The 20,889-nt window shown below is 67.6% G+C and carries 18 protein-coding genes; 12 read left to right on the top strand and 6 right to left on the bottom strand.

The features are described 5' to 3' along the window. Nucleotides 1-16 precede the first annotated feature (16 nt). Nucleotides 17-766 (bottom strand): helix-turn-helix transcriptional regulator, encoded by a 750-nt coding sequence (locus tag SKC41_RS26060; RefSeq protein WP_442931793.1) that lies wholly within the window; start codon nucleotides 764-766, stop codon nucleotides 17-19. A gap of 120 nt (nucleotides 767-886) precedes the next feature. Between SKC41_RS26060 and mptB the strand changes: the two genes are divergently transcribed. The 4 genes from mptB (at nucleotide 887) to SKC41_RS26040 (ending at nucleotide 5,412) form a co-directional block, all read left to right on the top strand. Further along, nucleotides 887-2,599: a polyprenol phosphomannose-dependent alpha 1,6 mannosyltransferase MptB gene (gene mptB, locus SKC41_RS26055; RefSeq protein ID WP_442931792.1), complete on the top strand. Its 1,713-nt coding sequence runs from the start codon at nucleotides 887-889 to the stop codon at nucleotides 2,597-2,599. Continuing rightward, on the top strand, nucleotides 2,596-3,546 hold the full coding sequence (locus SKC41_RS26050; RefSeq protein WP_330980557.1) for an ABC transporter ATP-binding protein: 951 nt from the start codon (nucleotides 2,596-2,598) through the stop codon (nucleotides 3,544-3,546). The genes mptB and SKC41_RS26050 overlap by 4 nt, the downstream gene beginning before the upstream one ends. Then, entirely contained in the window at nucleotides 3,543-4,328 is a 786-nt protein-coding gene (locus SKC41_RS26045; protein ID WP_330980556.1) for an ABC transporter permease, read from the top strand. Before SKC41_RS26050 ends, SKC41_RS26045 begins: the two co-directional genes overlap by 4 nt. Nucleotides 4,329-4,440: 112 nt before the next feature. Next, the gene (locus SKC41_RS26040; RefSeq protein WP_442931791.1) at nucleotides 4,441-5,412 is read left to right on the top strand and encodes a COX15/CtaA family protein; all 972 of its coding nucleotides are present in this window, start codon (nucleotides 4,441-4,443) and stop codon (nucleotides 5,410-5,412) included. Here the strand turns inward: SKC41_RS26040 and SKC41_RS26035 are convergent. Continuing rightward, nucleotides 5,362-6,009: a hypothetical protein gene (locus SKC41_RS26035; RefSeq protein ID WP_330980555.1), complete on the bottom strand. Its 648-nt coding sequence runs from the start codon at nucleotides 6,007-6,009 to the stop codon at nucleotides 5,362-5,364. The genes SKC41_RS26040 and SKC41_RS26035 overlap by 51 nt on opposite strands. Before the next feature lie 19 nt (nucleotides 6,010-6,028). Between SKC41_RS26035 and SKC41_RS26030 the strand changes: the two genes are divergently transcribed. Further along, nucleotides 6,029-7,003: a quinone oxidoreductase family protein gene (locus tag SKC41_RS26030; RefSeq protein WP_330980554.1), complete on the top strand. Its 975-nt coding sequence runs from the start codon at nucleotides 6,029-6,031 to the stop codon at nucleotides 7,001-7,003. Between the two features lie 6 nt (nucleotides 7,004-7,009). Here the strand turns inward: SKC41_RS26030 and SKC41_RS26025 are convergent, their stop codons facing one another. Further along, nucleotides 7,010-7,402: a hypothetical protein gene (locus SKC41_RS26025; protein WP_330980553.1), complete on the bottom strand. Its 393-nt coding sequence runs from the start codon at nucleotides 7,400-7,402 to the stop codon at nucleotides 7,010-7,012. Nucleotides 7,403-7,687: 285 nt separating this feature from the next. Beyond that, nucleotides 7,688-8,614, bottom strand: a complete 927-nt coding sequence (locus SKC41_RS26020; protein WP_330980552.1) for a heme o synthase — start codon at nucleotides 8,612-8,614, stop codon at nucleotides 7,688-7,690. Between the two features lie 266 nt (nucleotides 8,615-8,880). On the opposite strand from SKC41_RS26020, the gene tkt reads away from it, so the two are divergent. From tkt to SKC41_RS25985, 7 genes are all read left to right on the top strand, one after another. Further along, nucleotides 8,881-10,971, top strand: a complete 2,091-nt coding sequence (gene tkt, locus SKC41_RS26015; protein WP_330980551.1) for a transketolase — start codon at nucleotides 8,881-8,883, stop codon at nucleotides 10,969-10,971. A 15-nt stretch (nucleotides 10,972-10,986) separates the two neighbouring features. Beyond that, entirely contained in the window at nucleotides 10,987-12,105 is a 1,119-nt protein-coding gene (gene tal / locus SKC41_RS26010) for a transaldolase (protein WP_330980550.1), read from the top strand. Then, nucleotides 12,102-13,643 carry a glucose-6-phosphate dehydrogenase gene (zwf, locus tag SKC41_RS26005; RefSeq protein WP_330980549.1) on the top strand — a complete coding sequence of 514 codons (1,542 nt, stop codon included), beginning with the start codon at nucleotides 12,102-12,104 and terminating at the stop codon, nucleotides 13,641-13,643. Before tal ends, zwf begins: the two co-directional genes overlap by 4 nt. Further along, nucleotides 13,640-14,551, top strand: coding sequence for a glucose-6-phosphate dehydrogenase assembly protein OpcA (gene opcA, locus SKC41_RS26000; RefSeq protein ID WP_330980548.1), 912 nt, complete (start codon nucleotides 13,640-13,642; stop codon nucleotides 14,549-14,551). The genes zwf and opcA overlap by 4 nt, the downstream gene beginning before the upstream one ends. After that, a complete protein-coding gene (gene pgl, locus SKC41_RS25995; RefSeq protein WP_330980547.1) occupies nucleotides 14,548-15,297 on the top strand; it encodes a 6-phosphogluconolactonase in 750 nt (249 codons plus the stop codon). The genes opcA and pgl overlap by 4 nt, the downstream gene beginning before the upstream one ends. Before the next feature lie 176 nt (nucleotides 15,298-15,473). Then, nucleotides 15,474-15,872 (top strand): ATPase, encoded by a 399-nt coding sequence (locus SKC41_RS25990; RefSeq protein WP_330980623.1) that lies wholly within the window; start codon nucleotides 15,474-15,476, stop codon nucleotides 15,870-15,872. A gap of 3 nt (nucleotides 15,873-15,875) precedes the next feature. Beyond that, on the top strand, nucleotides 15,876-17,171 hold the full coding sequence (locus SKC41_RS25985) for a cytochrome (RefSeq protein ID WP_330980546.1): 1,296 nt from the start codon (nucleotides 15,876-15,878) through the stop codon (nucleotides 17,169-17,171). Between the two features lie 3 nt (nucleotides 17,172-17,174). Here SKC41_RS25985 and SKC41_RS25980 read toward each other — a convergent pair whose 3' ends face one another. Together SKC41_RS25980 and ppc are read right to left on the bottom strand one after the other, a co-directional pair. After that, a complete protein-coding gene (locus SKC41_RS25980; protein ID WP_330980545.1) occupies nucleotides 17,175-17,987 on the bottom strand; it encodes a DUF1206 domain-containing protein in 813 nt (270 codons plus the stop codon). Nucleotides 17,988-18,024: 37 nt separating this feature from the next. Then, nucleotides 18,025-20,844 (bottom strand): phosphoenolpyruvate carboxylase, encoded by a 2,820-nt coding sequence (gene ppc, locus SKC41_RS25975; protein ID WP_330980544.1) that lies wholly within the window; start codon nucleotides 20,842-20,844, stop codon nucleotides 18,025-18,027. Nucleotides 20,845-20,889 lie beyond the last annotated feature (45 nt).

Genomic DNA, 20,889 nt, shown 5'->3' with positions numbered 1-20,889 from the left:
TGGGCGCCGCATGATGCTAGGTCTTGCTTGCGGTGTTGCTCGCAACCGGTGCGAGCGGTACATGGGTGGTACAGGCGCAATCGCCGTTGACGATCGTCGCCAACCGCTGCACGTGAGTGCCGAGAACTTCGGCCATGGCTTCCCGCTCGGCCTCGCACAATTCCGGGAATTCCTCGGCGACATGCGATACCGGGCAGTGGTGCTGGCAGATCTGCACGCCGTGCAGCGGCGGGCCCACCCGGGTCGTGGTGGCGACGTAGCCGGCCTTCGTCAGCGCACCGGCCACCCGCTCGGCGGCGGCCTCGACGGCGGCGTCGTCGGCACTGCCGGCGGGCTCGACGTCGGCCAGGATCGTGTCGATACGGCGCCGGGCGAACGTCTGCAGCGCACCCTGTCCACCGATCTCGCGCAGTTGGCGCATGGCCGCGACCGCCAGGTCGTCGTAGGAGTGGTCGAGCTTGGCCCGGCCGGCCGCCGTCAACCGGAAACGCTTCGCGGGGCGCCCGCGTCCGGCCTGCTGCCATGCCGCGGCAGCCGCCGATTCCGCGTCGCCCGCGTCGATCAGCGCGTCCAGGTGACGCCGCACGCCGGCGGCCGCCAGACCCAGCCGGTCACAGATCTCGCTGACGGTGATCGACCCGGATTCCAGCAGCAGCCGCACGATGGCGCGGCGGGTGTGACCGTCCGGCATGATGGTCGGAGCCGCGGCACCGGTTGCAGGCACGACGCCGGCTCCCTGGGCTTCCTCAGCGGTCCGGATTTTCACCACACCAGTGTGACGCAATTCCGGAAATCGGTCTAGCAAGGCTGCCCTCAGTGGCGGGTCGTCCCGATCGCGCGGTGAGCACCGGGCGGCGGCTTCGCGACATGCCGCTACGCTGCACTGATGGCAGAGCGCCACCACTCGCTGAGCTCCTCGATCGCCGCGTTGCACGGCGACGAGAAGCCCGTGGGCTCACCGCTTAATGAGACCGAACTCACCGCACTTCGGCGCACCCGCCTGTTCGGCGCCACCGGAACGGTCCTGATGGGGATCGGCGCCCTGGGCGCCGGCGCCCGTCCCGTCGTCCAGGACCCCACGTTCGGCGTGCGGCTGCTGAACCTGCCGTCCCGCATCCAGACGGTGTCGTTGACGATGACCACGGTCGGGGCGGTCATGATGGCGCTGGCCTGGCTGATGCTGGGCCGATTCGCGCTGGGCAAGCGGCAGATGTCGCGCGGCGACCTGGATCGCACCCTGGTGCTGTGGATGCTGCCGCTGCTGATCGCGCCGCCGATGTACAGCAAGGATGTCTACTCCTACCTGGCCCAGAGCCAGATCTCGCTGGAGGGCCTCGACCCCTACCAGGTCGGTCCCGCGTCCGGGCTAGGTCTCGGCCATGTGTTCACCCTGTCGGTGCCCAGCGTGTGGCGCGAGACGCCGGCCCCCTACGGGCCGTTGTTCCTGTGGATCGGGCGCGGCATCTCGGCGCTGACCGGCGAGAACATCGTCGCCGCGGTGCTCTGCCACCGGTTGGTGGTGCTGGCCGGTGTGGCGATGATCGTGTGGGCCGTACCGCGGCTGGCCCGGCGTTGCGGCGTCGCCGAGGTCAGCGCGCTGTGGCTGGGCGTGGCCAATCCGCTGTTGCTGATGCATCTGGTCGCCGGCATCCACAACGAAGCGCTGATGCTCGGGTTGATGCTGGCCGGCGCCGAGTACGCGCTGCGCGGTATCGATGCGCCACAACTGCGGCCCGTCTCGTGGCGACGGTTGGGCCCCGACTGGGAGCCGCTGGGCATGTTGCTGGCAGGGTCCATCCTGATCACGCTGTCCTCGCAGGTGAAGCTGCCCTCGCTGTTGGCGCTGGGATTCGTCACGATGGCGCTGGCTCACCGCTGGGGCGGCACCCTGCGCGCGCTGCTGCTGGCCGGCGGCGGGATCGGGTCGCTGTCGCTGGCGGTGATGGGCCTGGTGGGCTGGGCCAGCGGGCTCGGATTCGGCTGGATGTTCACGCTGGGCACCGCCAACGTCGTGCGCAGCTGGATGTCGCCACCAACGCTGCTGGCCCTGGCCACCGGGCAGGTCGGAATTCTGCTGGGCCTGGGCGATCACACCACTGCCGTGCTGGCTCTGACCCGTTTTATCGGCGTGCTGATCATCATGGTGCTGGTCAGCTGGTTGCTGTTCGCGGTGTTCCGCGGCCGGCTGCACCCGATCGGCGGCCTGGGCGTCGCGCTGGGCATCTGCGTGCTGCTGTTTCCCGTCGTGCAGCCCTGGTACCTGCTGTGGGCGATCATTCCGCTGGCCTGCTGGGCGACGCGCACCGGCTTCCGCGAGACGGTCATCGTGATCACGCTCGTCGTCGGGATCTTCGGACCGACCGCCAACGGCGACCGCTTTGCGCTGTTCCAGATCCTGGATGCCACGCTGGCCAGCGCGGCGGTGATGGCCGTGCTGGTCGCGCTGACGTACACCCGCCTGCCGTGGCGGCCGCTGCAGTCCGCGCCGATCGACAACGGCGAGGGGCCGCCCGGCGCCCAGCCCCCCGCGACCGTCGAGACCGCGCGCGCCACCCCTCGCTCCGAGTCGGCACCCGACGCCTACGCTGACTCGACGTGAGTTCGGGTCCCCTAGACCCCCAAGCCCCCGAAACAGTGGTGCGGCTGCGCGGGGTGAGTAAGCACTACGGCTCGACGACCGCCGTCGCCAATCTCGATCTCGAAGTGCGCGCCGCGGAGGTGCTGGCCCTGCTGGGGCCCAACGGCGCCGGCAAGACGACCACGGTCGAGATGTGTGAGGGCTTCGTCCGCCCCGACGCCGGCACGATCGAGGTGCTGGGCCTGGACCCGGTCGCCGACAACACCAGGTTGCGCGCGCGTATCGGGGTGATGCTGCAGGGCGGCGGCGGGTACCCGGCCGCGCGCGCCGGCGAAATGCTGGACCTGGTGGCTTCTTACGCCGCCGACCCGCTGGACCCGCAGTGGCTGCTGGCGACCCTGGGCCTCACCGATGCCGCCCGCACCACGTACCGGCGACTCTCGGGCGGACAGCAGCAACGGCTCGCGCTGGCCTGCGCGCTGGTCGGCCGTCCGGAACTGGTGTTCCTCGACGAGCCCACCGCCGGCATGGACGCGCATGCCCGGCTCTTGGTGTGGGAACTGATCGACGCGTTGCGCCGCGACGGCGTGACGGTGGTGCTGACCACGCACCAGCTCAAGGAGGCCGAGGAGCTCGCCGACCGGATCGTGATCATCGACCGGGGGGCGACGGTCGCCGAAGGCACGCCGGCGGAGCTGATGCGCTCCGGCGCGAAAGACCAGGTGCGGTTCACCGCGCCGCCGCGACTCGACTTGTCGCTGTTGGCTTCTGCGCTGCCGGAGGACTACAAGACCACCGAGGTGACCCCGGGCGAGTACCTGGTCGAGGGCCCGGTCGACCCGCAGGTGCTGGCGACCGTGACGGCGTGGTGCGCCCAAATCGATGTGCTGGCAACCGATATGCGGGTAGAGCAACGCAGTCTCGAAGATGTGTTCCTGGAGCTCACCGGCAGGAAGTTACGATCGTGACCGACACCAACACCCCGGCGTTTCCGCCCGGAACCTTCACCCCCGATCCGCGTCCCAGCGCCGTGCCGAAAATGCTGGCCGCCCAGTTCGGGCTGGAGCTGAAGCTGTTGCTGCGCAACGGAGAACAGCTGCTGCTGACGATGTTCATCCCGATCACGCTGCTGGTCGGGCTGACGCTGCTGCCGTTCGGCTCATTCGGCCACAACCGCGCCGCGGCGTTCGTGCCGGCCATCATGGCGCTGGCTCTGATTTCGACGGCATTCACCGGGCAGGCGATCGCGATCGCGTTCGACCGCAGGTATGGGGCTTTGAAACGGCTTGGGGCCACTCCACTTCCGGTCTGGGGCATTATCGCCGGCAAATCCCTGGCCGTGATCACCGTCGTGTTTCTGCAGGCAATCATCCTGGGCGCCATCGGTTTTGCGCTGGGCTGGCGGCCCGCACCGCTGGCTCTTGTGCTGGGCGCGGCCGTCATCGCGCTGGGCACCGCCGCCTTCACCGCACTCGGCCTGCTGCTCGGTGGCACGCTGCGCGCCGAGATCGTCCTCGCGGTCGCCAACTTGATGTGGTTCGTCTTCGCCGGGCTGGGCGCACTCACCCTCGAGACGAACATGATCCCGACCGCGGTCAAATGGGCGGCCCGGCTCACCCCGTCCGGCGCGCTGACCGAGGCGCTGTCGCAGGCGATGACACTGTCGGTCGACTGGTTCGGCGTCGTCGTCCTGGCCGTGTGGGGCGCGGTCGCCGCGCTGGGCGCGCTGCGCTGGTTCCGGTTCACCTGAGCGGTGGCCCTTGGGCCGCCCCCGACACCGCCACCACGCAGCCGACACGCCGAGGCAGGCCTGCGATTTACCGCCTCGGCGCCGGCAGCCCTACTACATTTTGTAGTTTTCATTGGCTTACGATCGGGCGGTGGTAAGACGAGTGCTGATGCGGTTGGTGGACCTGCTCCCCGACCCCAGCCTGCGGGTCCAGCGGATCATCGCCGCCGCCGTGGTCGTTTCTCAGGGCGGCATAGCGGTCACCGGTTCAATCGTTCGGGTCACCGCGTCGGGACTGGGTTGCCCCACCTGGCCGCAGTGTTTCCCGGGCAGTTTCGTCCCGGTCGCGGTCGCCGAGGTGCCGCAAGTGCATCAGGCCGTCGAGTTCGGCAACCGGCTGTTGAGCCTCGCGGTCGTGGTCACCGCGGCGCTGGCTGTGCTGGCGGTATACCGGGCCCGCCGGCGGCTCGAGGTGCTGATCTACGCCTGGCTGATGCCGGTGTCGACGGTGGTGCAGGCCGTGATCGGCGGCATCACCGTGCGCACCGGGCTGCTGTGGTGGACGGTAGCCATCCATCTGCTCGTGTCGATGTCGATGGTGTGGCTGTCGGTGCTGCTCTACGTCAAGATCGGCGAGCCGGACGACGGCGTCGTGCGCGAGCGGGTGGCCAGGCCGCTGCGCCTGCTCACGGCGCTGACCGGGGTGAACCTGGCGGTGCTGCTGATCACCGGCACGCTGGTCACCGCGGCCGGGCCGCATGCGGGAGACCGCAGTCCCAGCCGGACCGTGCCGCGGCTGAAAGTCGAGGTCACCACGCTGGTGCATATGCATTCCTCGCTCTTGGTCGCCTATCTCGCGCTGTTGGTCGGGCTGGGCTTCGGGCTGCTGGCGATCCGCGCGGCGCGGCCGATCCTGCTGCGGCTGGGGGTGCTGCTCGGGCTGGTGTGCTTACAGGCGGCCGTCGGCACCACGCAGTACTTCACCGGCGTCCCCGCCACCCTGGTCGCCATCCACGTCGCGGGTGCCGCGGCGTGCACCGCCGCGACCGCGGCGCTATGGGCCTCGATGCGAGAACGGGCCGAGCCCGAGCCGCTCGCAGGCTGATTCCACGGCCAGGGCGAACGCGCGCTGGGCCAGCTCGCGTGCCCCGGCGTCCAGCTGTTCCCAGCCCAGCGACGGCGCCACCACATCGAGTGCGGTCACCCGTCCGTCGCTGACATCGACGCGCGCGTAGAGCAGTTCGCTGGTGCGGATATCGGCGTGTGCGGCCGCCGCCGCGATCGCCGCGTCACCGAGGTCCCATGTCTCGAACTCCGGCTCGACCGGCCAAGCGTGGGACTGTTGCCCACCGAAGAAGATCAACACCGACTGTGCCGGCGCGCCCGGCAGCGTTGGCACACCGGCTTTCGCGATGTCATCCAAGTACCGCGCATCGAGATTCCAGGCGACCACCGCGGGCGGATTCAGCAGGTTCTTGACGCGGCGGGTCCAGGCGAGGAACTCGTCGCGCCGGTCGGCGTCCACGGTTTCGCGCAGGATCACGAGGTCGGCGGCGACGGTTTCCGGGTCATCCCACTCCAGCCAGCGAGCGTGCAGGCCCCGCGTTCGTAACGCGGATACCAGGCCGGCATCGTCGGGGTGGCGCCGACATCCGGCCAGCACAATGCGGGGGTGGAAGACGTCCGGGCGGGCAAGCTTCATGCCCGGGCATGATATCCACATGCACGCAATCGAAGTCAGTGAAACTGGCGGCCCCGAAGTCCTTCGTTACGTCGAGACATCACAGCCCTCGCCGGGGCCCGGCGAGCTGCTGATCCAGGCCGAGGCCATCGGCGTCAATTTCATTGACACGTATTTCCGATCCGGGCAATACCCGCGCGAGGTGCCGTTCGTCCTCGGCTCCGAGGTGTGCGGCACCGTCGCTGCCGTCGGCGAGGGAACCGATGACTTCCGGGTCGGCGACCGAGTGGTGTCCGCGGCCGCGTCCGGAGCGTACGCTGAATTCTCTACTGCGCCAGCACATTTGACCGCCAAGGTGCCCGACGGCGTCACCTCCGAGATCGCGGCCTCGGTGCTGTTGAAGGGTCTGACGGCGCACTACCTGCTCAAGTCGGTGTATCCGGTGCAGCCCGGTGACGCGGTGCTGGTGCACGCCGGGGCCGGCGGCGTGGGGCTGATCCTGACCCAATGGGCACACATGCTCGGCGCCCGGGTCATCACCACCGTCTCCACGCCCGAAAAGGCCGAGATGTCCAAGAAGGCCGGTGCCGACGAGGTGCTGTCCTACCCCGACGACGCCGCGCAGTTCGGTCAGCGGATTCGTGAACTCACCGGAGGTCTCGGTGCGGCCGCGGTGTACGACGGCGTCGGTGCCACCACGTTCGACGCCAGTCTGGCCAGCCTGGCCGTGCGCGGGACCCTGGCGTTGTTCGGCGCTTCCAGCGGGCCGGTACCGCCGGTGGATCCGCAGCGGCTCAACGCCGCGGGTTCGGTGTTCCTCACCCGCCCGGCGCTGGTGCACTTCATGCGCACCGGCCAGGAGTTCAACTGGCGCGCCGACGAATTGTTCGAGGCGGTGGCCGGCGGATCCATCAACATCGAAATCGGAGGCCGCTATCCGCTGGCCGAAGCGACCCGCGCCCATCAGGACCTGCAGGGCCGCAAGACCACGGGCTCGATTGTGCTACTGCCGTAGGCGAATTCAGGCCTTAGGGCAGAAGATTCCGAGAATCTGCTGGCAGTTGTCCTTGTTGATCAGACCCGGCGGCGGCGGTGGAGGTGGCGGCGGCGGATTCTCGCCGTCCCAAATGTTTTGGGCCACATTGCCTTGCCCGAAGTAGACGTAATAGTAGGTGTGGCAAATGTTGTTGTCCCAAACAACCGGGTTGGTGACGTGATTACCGGTCGGCGGCAAGGGTTGCCCCGGGCACCAGTGACATGGCCCGGACGGGTGGTCGTTCGGACAGCCGGGCCAGGCATCCAACGGCACGGGCCCGGGTTGAGCCCCGGCGATGGCCGCGGTCAGGCCGAAATCGGATAGCGCCAGCCCGCCCGACAGCAGCGCCGCGGCGATCACTTTCTTTACGATGCCCATGCGTTCCATGGCCCAATGTCCTTTTCTGCAGCTTTGCTGCTGAGAGTCAGTATCGAACTGCGCTCTTTGTGCTGCATAGGTTTTGGCTATGCAAATCGGTCGCGCCCATTACATGCGCGACGATCGGCTACCGATCCCAAGAATTACGCCACAGCTGCCACAGTGGCCTCAGTCTGAGCAGGACACGCGTGTCTTCAAATGCGATATCGGATGTGCTATCGGATTTGAAAACAGGCGTGTGGTCACTTCGGCGGTACCGAAGTGGCGGATGGGGTTCGCGCCGGCTCAGAGCAGCGTCGGCAACGCGATCACCGAGTCGACCGCCAGCGCACAGAACACCACCGCGAGGTAGTTGTTCGATTGCAGGAACAGCCGCAGCGGCTTGACCGGCTCGCCGGCGCGGACCCCGGCGTAGAGCTGGTGGGCCATCGCCAGGAACCACACCCCGGCCACCACGGCGACCGCCGTGTACAGCCAGCCGGCGGCAAGCGCCAGCACCATCGTCGCCAGCACGGTCAGCCACGTGTAGATCAGGATCTGCTTGGTGACCTGACGCTCGGTCGCAACGGCGGGCAGCATCGGAACACCGGCCGCTTTGTAATCGTCCTTGTACCGCATCGCCAGCGCCCAGGTGTGCGGGGGCGTCCAGAAGAAGATGATCGCGAACATCGCCAGCGCCGGCCAGCCGATGGTGCCGGTGACGGCCGACCAGCCGATCATCACCGGCATGCAGCCCGCCGCGCCGCCCCACACAACGTTTTGCGACGTGCGGCGCTTGAGCAGCAGCGTGTAGACGAACACGTAGAACGCGACGGTCGCCATGGCCAGCAGCCCGGACAGCAGGTTCGTCGTCCACCAGAGCCAGAAGTACGACGCGGCGGTGAGCACCAACCCGAATACCAGGGCGTTGCGCGTCGGCACGGCGGCCCGCGCCAGCGGCCGGCGCGCCGTCCGCTTCATCACCTTGTCGATGTCGGCGTCGGCCACGCAGTTGAGCGTGTTGGCTCCGCCGGCGGCCAGCATCCCGCCGATCAGCGTGTCGAGGATCAGCAGCGGGTTCACGGTGCCACGGTGGGCGAGCAGCATCGCGGGTATCGCGGTGACCAGTAGCAGCTCGATGACGCGCGGCTTCGTCAGCGCCACGTATGCCAGCACCGTGCCGCGTATTCGGCTCGGCGCTCGGGTTGGCCCTAGGCGCCCGCGAACGCTCACGCAATAACTCCTTGGGGTCGCAGCGGGGCGCAGGATCTACTACGCACGATGGTAGACCGCGCTGTCACCTCGGCCAGCCTCGAGGGTCTATTCAGACAGAATTTCCCGACGACGGCACTGGTCGCAAGCTCTGCGACGCCTGGGCGTCATGTCCGCGGCAGGCGCAGCGGAATACCCACAATCCCGCACTGCAAACGCTGGCACTCCCGCACTAGGGTGAGAATTGATCTGCGCTCTGTTTACGGCCACCCCAAGGACTGACGCCTGTGACCACTCTCGAAGACATCTCTACGCTGACCCGAGCCCACCACCCTGACGACTGGGCCGAGATCGACTCGACCGCGGTCGACACCGTGCGGGTGCTGGCCGCCGACGCGGTCCAGAAGGTCGGCAATGGCCACCCCGGGACCGCGATGAGCCTTGCCCCGCTGGCTTACACGCTGTTCCAGCGCGCCATGACCCACGATCCCAGCGACGTGTACTGGCTGGGACGCGACCGCTTCGTGTTGTCGGCGGGGCACAGCAGCCTCACGCTGTACCTGCAGCTCTATCTCGGCGGGTTCGGCCTGGAGCTGTCGGACATCGAGTCGCTGCGCACCTGGGGCTCGAAGACTCCCGGGCACCCGGAGTTCCGGCACACCAAGGGTGTTGAGATCACCACCGGCCCGCTGGGCCAGGGCTTGGCGTCGTCCGTCGGGATGGCGATGGCGGCACGCTACGAGCGCGGACTGTTCGACCCGGATGCAGCGCCCGGCGAAAGCCCCTTCGATCACTACATCTACGTGATCGCGTCGGACGGGGACATCGAAGAGGGCGTGACCTCCGAGGCATCGTCGCTGGCCGCCGTGCAGCAGCTGGGCAACCTCATCGTGTTCTACGACCACAACCAGATCTCCATCGAGGACGACACGGACATCGCGCTGTGCGAAGACACCGCGGCCCGCTACCGGGCCTACGGCTGGCACGTGCAGGAAGTCGAGGGCGGCGAGAACGTCGTCGGGATCGAAGAGGCCATCGCCAACGCGAAGGCCGTCATCGACAAGCCGTCGTTCATCTCGCTGCGCACCATCATCGGCTACCCGGCGCCCAACCTGATGAACACCGGCAAGGCGCACGGCGCGGCGCTGGGCGACGAAGAGATCGCCGCGGTCAAGAAGATCCTGGGATTCGACCCGGACAAGACCTTCGAGGTCCGCGACGAGGTCATTGCCCACACCCGCAAGCTGGTGGATCGGGGCAAGGAAGCGCACGAGAAGTGGCAGGCGGAGTTCGACGCCTGGGCGCAGCGCGAACCCGAACGCAAGGCCTTGCTGGACCGGCTGACCGCCGAGGAACTGCCCGACGGCTGGGACGCCGACATCCCGCACTGGGAACCCGGCTCCAAGGCGCTGGCGACCCGCGCGGCGTCCGGCAAGGTGCTGTCCGCGGTGGGACCCAAACTCCCCGAGCTGTGGGGCGGCTCGGCCGACCTGGCCGGCAGCAACAACACCACCATGGACGGCGTGAAATCCTTTGGCCCACCGTCGATTACAACTAAGGACTACACCGCCGACTGGTACGGTCGCACCCTGCATTTCGGAATCCGCGAACACGCGATGGGCGCCATCCTGTCCGGCATCGTGCTGCATGGACCGACCCGTGCCTACGGCGGAACGTTCTTGCAGTTCTCCGACTACATGCGCGGGGCGGTGCGGCTGGCCTCGCTGATGGACATCGACACCATCTACGTATGGACGCACGATTCGATCGGCCTGGGCGAAGACGGACCGACCCACCAGCCGATCGAGCACCTCGCGGCACTGCGGGCGATTCCGAACCTGTCGGTGGTGCGACCGGCCGATGCCAACGAAACGGCCTACGCGTGGCGGACGATCCTGGCCCGCGGTAACGGAAGCGGACCGGTCGGGTTGATCCTGACCCGCCAGGGCGTGCCGGTCCTCGAGGGCACCAACATCGAGGGCGTCGCCCGCGGTGGCTATGTGCTCAGTGACGAGGGCGGCGACGAACCCGACGTCGTTCTGATCGCCACCGGCTCCGAGGTCCAGCTTGCGGTCGACGCCGCAAAGCTGTTGGCAGACAAGGACATCCTCGCTCGGGTCGTGTCGATGCCCTGTGTCGAATGGTTCGAGTCCCAGTCGGCCGAGTACCGCGACAGCGTGCTCCCGCCGTCGGTCTCGGCGCGGGTGGCCGTCGAGGCGGGCATCGCGCAACCGTGGCACAAGCTCGTCGGCGACACCGGGAAGATCGTCTCGATCGAGCACTACGGCGAATCTGCCGACGCCAAGACATTGTTCCGTGAATTCGGCTTCACCGCGGAGGCCGTCGCTGCCGCCGCGGAAGAAGTAGTCGATAACTGAGAAAGGCTGATTGACATGACCCAGAACCCCAACCTCGCCGCGTTGAGCGACGCGGGAGTATCCGTGTGGCTGGACGACTTGTCGCGGGAGCGGCTGCAGTCCGGCAACCTGCAGGAGCTGATCGACACCAAGAGTGTCGTCGGCGTGACCACCAACCCGTCGATCTTCCAGAAGGCGTTCGCCGACGGCGACTCCTATGACGAACAGATCGCCGAGCTGGCCGAACGTGGCGCCGACGTGGATGCCACCATCCGCACCATCACCACCGACGACGTGCGCACCGCGTGCGACGTGCTGCGGCCGCAATGGGAGTCCTCTGACGGCGTGGACGGACGAGTCTCCATCGAGGTGGACCCGCGACTGGCCGCTGAGACCGACAAGACCGCCGCCCAGGCCGTGGAGCTGTGGAAGATCGTCGACCGGCCGAACCTGCTGATCAAGATTCCCGCCACCAAGGCGGGTATCCCGGCCATCACCGCCACACTGGCGGAAGGGATTTCGGTCAACGTCACGTTGATCTTCTCCGTCGAGCGGCACCGCGAGGTGATGGACGCCTACCTGGCCGGCCTGGAGAAGGCCCGCGAGGCCGGACACGACCTGTCCAAGATCCATTCGGTGGCTTCGTTTTTCGTGTCCCGGGTGGACACCGAAATCGACAAGCGGCTGGAAAAGATCGATACCCCTGACGCGCTCGCTTTGCGCGGCCAGGCCGGTGTCGCCAACGCCCGGTTGGCATACGCCGCCTACCAGGAGGTCTTCGACGACGGCGAGCGCTTCCAATCGCTCAAGGCCGACGGCGCCCGGGTGCAGCGGCCGCTGTGGGCGTCGACCGGTGTCAAGAACCCGGACTACTCCGACACCCTCTACGTCACCGAGCTGGTCGCGCCGTACACGGTGAACACCATGCCGGAGAAGACGCTTGAAGCCGTCGCCGACCACGGTGTCGTCACCGGCAACACCATCACCGGTACAGCCGACGCCGCTCAGGGCGTGTTCGACAAACTCTCGGAGATCGGGATCGACCTGACCGACGTGTTCGTGGTCCTGGAGAACGAAGGCGTGGAGAAGTTCGTCGAATCCTGGACCGAGCTACTCGACGAGACACAGAAGCAGCTGAGCTCGCTTGCCAAATGACGCAGGGCGCTGAAGTCTCGCAATGGCGTAACCCGTTGCGGGACAAGGACGATAAGCGGCTACCCAGGATCGCCGGCCCGTGCGCCATGGTGCTTTTCGGCGTCACCGGCGACCTGGCGCACAAGAAAGTGGTGCCCGCGGTCTACGACCTGGCCAACCGCGGCTTGCTGCCGCCGGCCTTCTCGCTGGTCGGCTTCGGCCGCCGCGACTGGGATCACGACGCCTTCGCCCAGGTCATCCACGACGACGTCAAGCAGTACTGCCGCACCCCCTTTCGTCAGGCCATCTGGGAGCGGCTGGCCGAGGGACTGCGATTCGTCTCGGGCGCTTTCGACGACGACGCCGCGTTCGCGCGATTGGCCGAGACGCTCGACAAGCTCGAGGCCGAGCGTGGAATCGGCGGTAACCACGCGTTCTATCTGGCGATCCCGCCCAAGTCGTTCCCGGTGGTGTGCGAGCAGCTGCACAAGTCCGGACTGGCGCGCCCATCTGTGGACCGGTGGAGTCGGGTCGTCATCGAGAAGCCGTTCGGCCACGACCTGAAGAGCGCTTGCGACCTCAACCACGTGGTGAATTCCGTCTTTCCGGAGGAGTCGGTGTTCCGCATCGACCACTATCTCGGCAAGGAGACGGTCCAGAACATCTTGGCGCTGCGCTTCGCCAATCAGCTGTGGGACCCGATCTGGAACGCGCACTACGTCGACCACGTACAGATCACGATGGCCGAGGACATCGGACTGGGCGGACGGGCCGGTTACTACGACGGCATCGGCGCGGCCCGCGACGTCATCCAGAACCACCTCATGCAGCTGTTGGCGCTCACCGCGATGGAGGAGCCGGTCAGCTTCAATGCGCGCGCGTTGCAGGCCGAGAAGATCAAGGTGCTCTCGGCCACCCAACTCGCCCAGCCGATCGAAGAGACCACCAGCCGCGGCCAATATGCGGCCGGCTGGCAGGGCGGCCAGCAGGTGGTGGGACTGCTCGACGAGGACGGCTTCTCGAAGGACTCCAGCACCGAGACCTTCGCGGCGATCACGCTCGAGGTGGACACCCGCCGCTGGGCCGGGGTGCCGTTCTACCTGCGTACCGAAAAACGCTTGGGCCGCAGGGTGACTGAGATCGCTTTGGTTTTCAAACGTGCCCCGCATCTGCCGTTCGATGCCACCATGACCGACGAGCTCGGCACCAACGCGCTCGTCATCCGGGTGCAGCCTGACGAGGGCATCACGTTGCGGTTCGGCTCCAAGGTCCCGGGCTCGATGGAAGTCCGCGATGTGAACATGGACTTCTCCTACGGCTCGGCCTTCGCCGAGGACTCCCCCGAGGCCTACGAACGGCTGATCCTGGACGTGCTGCTGGGTGAGCCGTCGTTGTTCCCGGTGAACGAGGAGGTCGAATTGGCTTGGCAGATACTCGATCCCGTCCTCGAGCGGTGGGCAGAAGACGGAAAGCCCGAGCCTTACGAATCGGGCACCTGGGGCCCCTCCTCGGCGGATGAGATGTTGCGCCGGACCGGCCGGGAATGGCGGCGGCCGTGATAGTCGATCTGCTGGACACCACCACCACCGCGGTCAACAAGAAGCTCGACGCGCTCCGCGAAGAGGCCGGCGTGGTCATGATGGGCCGGGTCGGGACGCTGATCATCAAGTCGGACAACGACACTCTGCTCGAAGAAGCCATCGTGGCCGCCAACGCCGCCAGCCACGAACACCCCAGCCGGGTCCTGGTCGTGGCGGCCGGTGACGCCGACGGCCACGATCCGCGCCTGGATGCTGAGGTTCGAGTCGGCGGCGACGCCGGCGCCGGCGAGGTCGTAGTGCTGCGGCTGTCCGGCCCGCTGTCCGGTCACGCGGCGAGCGTCGTGATCCCCTTCCTGCTTCCCGATATCCCGGTCGTGGTGTGGTGGCCCGATGTCGCTCCTGCGGTTCCCGCTCAGGACCCGTTGGGCAAGTTGGCGATTCGCCGCATCACCGACGCGACCAACACCGACGACCCGCTGTCGGTGATCAAGAGCAGGCTGCCCGGATACACCCCCGGGGACACCGATCTGGCCTGGGCGCGTATCACCTACTGGCGAGCGTTGCTCACCTCCGCGGTCGACCAGAAACCGCACGAGAAGATCGAATCCGCGCTGGTTTCCGGTCTGCGCACCGAACCCTCGCTCGACGTCCTGGCGGGCTGGCTGGCCAGCCGGATCGACGGGCCGGTACGCCGCGAGGTCGGCGAGCTCAAGGTCGAGCTGGAGCGCAAGAGCGAAACCATCACCCTGAGCAGGCCGCAAGAGGGAACGACGGCCACCCTGAGCCGGACCGGCCGCCCGGATGCTCTAGTTCCCTTGGCGCGCAGGGAAACCCGTGAATGCCTGGCCGAAGACATGCGTCGCTTGGACCCCGATGAGGTCTACTTCAGCGCGCTCGAAGGAATCGATAAGGTGCAATACGCGTGAGCACAACCGTTGAAGTCTTCCCGGACGGCGACCACCTGGTCGAGGCGGCGGGCGGCCGGCTCGTCGAGACCATCCACGCCGCCATCGCGGCACGCGGGCGCGCCCTGATCGTGCTGACCGGCGGCGGTAACGGCATCGGACTGCTCAAATATCTGCGTGCCCGGGCAGACCAGATCGACTGGCCGAAGGTGCACCTCTTCTGGGGCGACGAACGCTATGTCCCTTTAGCCGACAGCGAGCGCAACGAGAAGCAGGCCCGAGAGGCCCTGCTCGATCACATCGACATCCCCTCGAGCAACGTGCACCCGATGGCCGCCAGTGACGGCGAATTCGGCAGCGACCTCGCCGCCGCGGCCCTGGCCTACGAACAACTGCTGGCGGCCAACGCCGAACCCGGCGAGCAGGTACCGAATTTCGATGTCCACCTGCTGGGCATGGGACCCGAGGGCCACATCAACTCGCTGTTCCCCGACACCGCGGCGGTGCGCGAGACCACCCGCATGGTGGTGTCCGTCGATGACTCCCCCAAGCCTCCGCCGCAACGAATCACCTTGACGATCCCCGCGATCCGGCGTTCCCGCGAGGTGTGGCTGATGGTCTCGGGAGCCGCCAAGGGCGACGCCGTCGCCGCCGCCATCGGCGGGGCGCAGCCGGTGGATATCCCGGCCGCGGGGGCCGTCGGACTCGAGACGACGCTCTGGCTGCTCGACGAGGACGCCGCCGCCAAACTACCCGCCCGGCCCTAGGGCCCGGCCCGTTCGGGCTTCGGCGTCGGCATAGCCGGCCGCGTACTCCGCCAGTCGGCGCGTCACCTCGCACCCGCAGCCCCGGGTCAGGCCGCCACGCCGGCCACCGTCACAGTGTTGTTTTCGCACATCGAATTCGATGTGCAAAGGTTTTCCCGGGTTCCGTCCCGGTCATAATTACGGACATGGCAGACCGAACGGTGCGCAACGGGCCTGAGCGAAACCGGATCAAGACGCTCACTCAGGCCGCTCTGAACGCCGATAAGACGGTCGAGCAGGTCGAGGACGTCCTCGACAGCCTCGGCAGAACCATGAACGAGCTGAGCAGTTCCCTGACCCGGTTGAACGGCACGGTCGAGCGCCTGGACGGCGGCCTGGACCACCTCGAAGGAACCATGGAAAGCCTCGACGAGCTCGCCAAACGCCTGATCTCGCTGGTGGAGCCCGTGGAGGCGATCGTCAAACGCATCGACTACATCGTGAGCATCGGCGAGACGGTGATGTCGCCGCTGGCGGTGACCGAACACGCGGTACGCGGTGTGGTGGACCGACTGCGGAATCGGCCGGCGCGGTAGGCCGTGACCGGTGCCGACCCGGTGCCCGCACCGCCCTACGCCGACGGCACCGGTCTGCCGTGGGACGTTCCCGTCACCGACGCGGTCGCGGCGATCGCGACGGCCCGCGGCCGCCATGGCGATACCTTCGCCGTGAAAAGCGGCCCCGACCGCTACCTGTTCACCTTTTCGCCCACCGGCGTCGAGTCGTTCTACGCGCTGAGCGAGGAGACCGCGAGCAAAGGCGTCGCCGACTACCTGATGCTGCGGCGCAAGCTGCCCGACGACATCTTTGCCGGGCGGCGCACCCTGCCGAACATGCTGTTTCGCCGCGACGACGTAGCCACCTATCTGGTCAACCTGGACCGCGCGCTCGAGCAGACCACGCACGAGCTGGGATCGGTGGGTTCGTTCGACGTCTTCGATCTGATGCGACGGCTCGGCCACCGGATGGGGCTGGCCTCGTGGGCCGGACCCGGGTCGGCCGACGGCGCGACCTTCGAGCGTCTGGTGCGCGCCTTCGACGCCCTGGACGGCTCCGACGCGTTCGTCCACCCCGATCGGATGGCGGCGGTGGCGGCGACCGACAAACGTGCCGAGCGCGCCGCGCTCGGCGAGATTGCCGACGCCATCGCCGCCGCGGTGCGCAGATTCGACGACGGGGACCGACGGGATCATGACCTCTTCGGCCGGATCGTGGACGCCTGGTCGACGGTGTCGCAGCCTTCCCGGCCGCACGGGATCGCGTTCGACGTCGCGTTGATCCACATCGCGTCCATGTCAAACCTGGCCGCCGCGCTGGGCTGGGCATTGGTCGACCTGCTCGAGCACCCGGCCCAGCTGCAGCGAGTACGGTTGGGCGACAATGCCTTTGCCCAGAGCTGCGCGCTGGAGTCGACGCGTATGGCGCAACGCTCGATCATGTCTCGCAGCGTGCTGTCGCCGGTCTCGCTGAACACCGGGGCCATCACCTACCGGGTGCCGCCGGGCTGGACCATCGCCACCCTGCTCCCGCTGCTCAACACCTCGGCGGCGCCGGGACTACAGCACTGGGACCCCGATCGATGGACTCGCCACCATCTGACCGAAAAGGACGCTCTCCCTTCGCCGATGCTGGTCACCGCCTTCGGGCACGGCAGGCACTCCTGCCCGGCCCAGCCGTTCTCGCTGTCGGCGATGACGGCCGCCATGACTCACCTGCTGGGCGCCTACCGGATGACGCCGCGATGGACGTCACATCCGCAGCCCGTCGCGGCCCAGATCGGTGGTGTAGCACGGGCGGCCGGGCCGTGCCCGGTCGACTATGTGAAGGCCTCGTGACCGCTACATCTTGGTCAGTCGGGCCATCGCGAAGCTGTACAAGCCGTAGGTGACGATGCCCAAGCCGGCGGCGACCAGCAGCACAGGTCCGTATGGTTGGGCGCCCAGCGTCTTGAGGGCGCCGTCCAGCCCGGTGGCCTTCTGCGGTTCCGAGCGAAGCGCGGCGAGGACGACCAGCGCGCCCGCGGCCGCGATCACCACCCCTTTGGCGACGTAGCCGACGACGCCCAGTCGCCGGACCATGTTGCCCGACTTGCCTTTCAGGTCATCGACGAAGTTGCGGCTGGCACCCTTGTAGACGTGGTAGCCGCCCACCGCGACGACGATCACACCGCACAGCACGAGCGCGACGGTGCCGGCGGTGCTCTGCATCAGGCGCGCGCTGATTGTCGAATTCTGCTGGCCGGCAGACTTGCCGGCGCCCCGGGCGAAACCGAGCGTGGAGTACGCGAGTGCGATATAGAGCACGGCGAGTGCGAACGCCTTCGCCCGATCCAGCGCGCCCGACGAGGAGCCGTTCCGATGGTCGCTGGACCGGCCGAGTGCGGCTTCCACGAGCCGCCAAAGGCCGAGCAGCAGCAGCGCGGCAGCGGCGAACCACAGCGCGACGGGGCCTCCCGGTGTGCCCGCCAGGGTGGCCAGCGCGCCGGTTTGATCGGCGGTGCCGCCCTCGCCAAACGCGATCCGGATGGCGAGGTAGCCGACGACCAGGTGCAGCAGTCCGCTCACGACGAATCCGGCGCGGGCCAGCCGCTCGAAGGTCTCGTTCTGGGCTACCCGGGCCGGGATGACAGACGACGATTCGTGCGATGACATCGAGTCAGACTGGGCTCCCACCACTGCCCTATGCCCGTTATCCGCTGTTCCGTAACGCGCTTGCCAGCCCGTTCATCGTCAACAGAATCCCCCGCTGCACCAACTCGTCGTCGTCGCCCGAGCGATACCGACGCAGCAGCTCCACCTGCAGGTGATTCAGCGGCTCCAGGTATGGGAAGCGGTTGAACACCGAACGTGCCAGCGCGGCGTTGTCGGCCAGCAGGTCGTCTTGACCGGTGATCAGCTTGTGCATCGCGATCGTCCGCTGATGCTCGGCGGCGATCTTGTCGAACACCCTGCGCCGCAACGGCTCATCGGCCACCAATTCCGCGTAGCGCGCCGCCAGCCCCAGGTCGCTTTTGGCCAGCACCTGCGCCATGTTGGACAACACACTGCGGAAGAACGGCCACCGTTGATACAGGTCGTGCAGGACGGTGACTCGCTCATCCTCGTCGCCGGCCGCGATCCACTGCTCGAATGCCGACCCGGTGCCGTACCAACCGGGCAGCATCACCCGCGACTGGCTCCACGCCAGCACCCACGGAATGGCGCGCAGATCGGCGATCGATTCGGTGGGCTTGCGCGAGGTCGGACGGCTGCCGATGTTCAGCGACCCGATCTCGCTGACCGGCGTGGAGGCCTTGAAGTACTCGACGAAACCCGGTGTCTCGTGGACCAATTCGGAGTACGCCTGGCGGGCCAGCGTCGCAATCTCGTCGAGCACCGCGTAGGCCGGCTCGGCCTCGTCGCCGAGGCCCTCCACATCCAGCAGCGTCGACTCCAGCGTGGCGGCTACCAGGCTCTCCAGATTCCGTTGCGCCGACAGCGGTTCGGCGTACTTGGCCGCGATCACCTCGCCCTGCTCGGTCAGGCGCAGCGAACCGTTCACCGCACCGGGCGGCTGGGCCAGGATGGCCTGATAGCTGGGGCCGCCGCCGCGGCCGACGGTTCCGCCACGGCCATGAAAGAGCCGCAACCGAATTCCGGTCTTGCGGGCCACCTCGACCAGCGCCAGCTCGGCCCGGTACACCGCCCAGTTCGCGGTCAGATAACCGCCGTCCTTGTTCGAGTCGGAGTAGCCAAGCATCACCTCCTGGCTGTCCCCGCGGGCGGTCACCAACGACCGATAGATCGGCAGCTCCAGCATCGCGTGCAGTATCGCCGCCCCGTTGTGCAGATCGTCGATCGTCTCGAACAGCGGGGAAATGCCTACCGGGCAATAGGGTTCGGGCCCGGAAACATCGAGCAGTCCCGTTTCCTTCAGCAGCAGCGCGGCCTCCAGCACATCCGAGACCGACTGACACATCGAGATGACATAGTTGGGCACCGCCGCCGGACCGTACCGCTTGACGGCGAACGCGGCGGCCTCGACCACACTCAATTCCTGGTGAGCCAGCTCGGACAACTCCGCGCGGTCGCTGAGCAGCGGGCGCCTCGTGGTCAGTTCATCCGCCAGCAGCTCGACTCGCTCGTCTTCGGGCAGCGAACGGTAGTCCGGATGCACCCCGGCCCAGGCCAGCAGCTCGGCGACCACCTCCTCGTGCACATCGGAGTTCTGCCGCATGTCGAGTCCACACAGGTGAAAACCGAAGACGTGCACGCCTTCTCGCAACAGTTCCAGCCGATCCTCGGCCACCAGCGCGCTGCCGTGGGTGCGCAGCGAATCGTCGATGATGTCGAGGTCGGCCCTCAGTTCGTCCGGCGTGGCATACGGTTCCAAGCCCAGATCGAGCAGGTGCCGCGGTTCGTCATCCAGGATCCCGGTGGCCGTCGCACTGAGCCGACCACGAATCACCCGCACGGCCCGCCGATACGGCTCGTCGGCCCTGGCCTGCTCCGGGCAGCTCTGCTCCAGCGCCGTCAATTCCGGTGTGACACTGATCAATCGCGCCGACATCGAGAGCTCCTGCTCGAGATGGGTGAGCTCGGACAGGTAGTGCGCCAGCGCCGTGAACGCGGCGCTGGCGGTGGCCCGCTGCACTACCGCGGCGGTGACGTTCGGGTTCCCGTCGCGGTCACCGCCGATCCACGAGCCCGGCTGCAGGATGGGCGCCGAAAGCAGCTCGGCGCCGGGCCAGCGGGCGCGCAGCGCGGCGCGAAGCCCGGAATTGACCTGCGGGATCACCTCGAACAGCGCGGCCTGGTAATACCGCAGGCCGACGTCGATTTCGTCGGTGATCTGCAGCCGGGACAGCCGGATCAGCGCGGTCTGCCAAAGCGTGAGCACCTGGCGGCGCAGCTCACGCTCGATGCTGCGGCCGTCGCTGGTTTCCCGGTGCCCCTCGGCGTGCAGTCGCATCAGCTCGGTGATCCGGTGCTGCGCAACGAAGACGGTCCGCCGGCGGGTCTCGGTGGGGTGGGCGGTGATTACCGGCGAAACGAGCGCACCCTTGAGCGCCTCGGCCACGGTGGCCGAATCCAGTTCTGCGGAGTCAAGTTTCGCGTAGGTGGCGGCCAGGCTGCTGTCTTGCGGCGGTTCGCCGGCGTCGACGTGGATATGACGCCGGCGCTCGCGGTGGATGTCCTCGGCGACGTTGGCAAGCAGCGCGAAGTGACTGAACGCCCGGATGATCGGGATCGCCAGGTGGATGTCGATGCCGTCGAACATGTGGGAGATCTCGGCCCGGTCGATCTCGGAGCGACGCACCCGGAAGGATTCCACCCGGGCGCGTTCGACCAACTCGAATACCTCGTCGCCGTTCTGCTCGCGCACGGTGTCACCGAGGATCGTGCCGAGCATCCTGATGTCGGCGCGCATCGGTTCGGTCGCCTCGCGACCGACCCTGGTTCGCTGTACGGCACCGATCGGCGCCAGCGCGGCCTCGGGAACGGCCTCGGTGATGGGCTCAGAAACCATGCGATCCAGTATCGGTGCCCACGGCGTTACCCGCTTGCCGAGTGC

The sequence above is a fragment of the Mycobacterium sp. 050128 genome, assembly GCF_036409155.1.
In the GTDB taxonomy this organism is placed as follows: Bacteria; Actinomycetota; Actinomycetes; order Mycobacteriales; family Mycobacteriaceae; genus Mycobacterium.
The sequence above is the reverse complement of the archived record's forward strand: the minus strand, read 5'-3'. Positions and strand labels throughout refer to the sequence as shown.

What these genes read in the sequence shown, in the direction of transcription:
- ppc (WP_330980544.1), bottom strand. Translation starts at nt 20,844, where the DNA reads ATGGTTTCTGAGCCCATCACCGAGGCCGTTCCCGAGGCCGCGCTGGCG.
- zwf (WP_330980549.1), top strand. Translation starts at nt 12,102, where the DNA reads ATGACGCAGGGCGCTGAAGTCTCGCAATGGCGTAACCCGTTGCGGGAC.
- tal (WP_330980550.1), top strand. Translation starts at nt 10,987, where the DNA reads ATGACCCAGAACCCCAACCTCGCCGCGTTGAGCGACGCGGGAGTATCC.
- mptB (WP_442931792.1), top strand. Translation starts at nt 887, where the DNA reads ATGGCAGAGCGCCACCACTCGCTGAGCTCCTCGATCGCCGCGTTGCAC.
- SKC41_RS26030 (WP_330980554.1), top strand. Translation starts at nt 6,029, where the DNA reads ATGCACGCAATCGAAGTCAGTGAAACTGGCGGCCCCGAAGTCCTTCGT.
- SKC41_RS25980 (WP_330980545.1), bottom strand. Translation starts at nt 17,987, where the DNA reads ATGTCATCGCACGAATCGTCGTCTGTCATCCCGGCCCGGGTAGCCCAG.
- SKC41_RS26035 (WP_330980555.1), bottom strand. Translation starts at nt 6,009, where the DNA reads ATGAAGCTTGCCCGCCCGGACGTCTTCCACCCCCGCATTGTGCTGGCC.
- SKC41_RS26025 (WP_330980553.1), bottom strand. Translation starts at nt 7,402, where the DNA reads ATGGGCATCGTAAAGAAAGTGATCGCCGCGGCGCTGCTGTCGGGCGGG.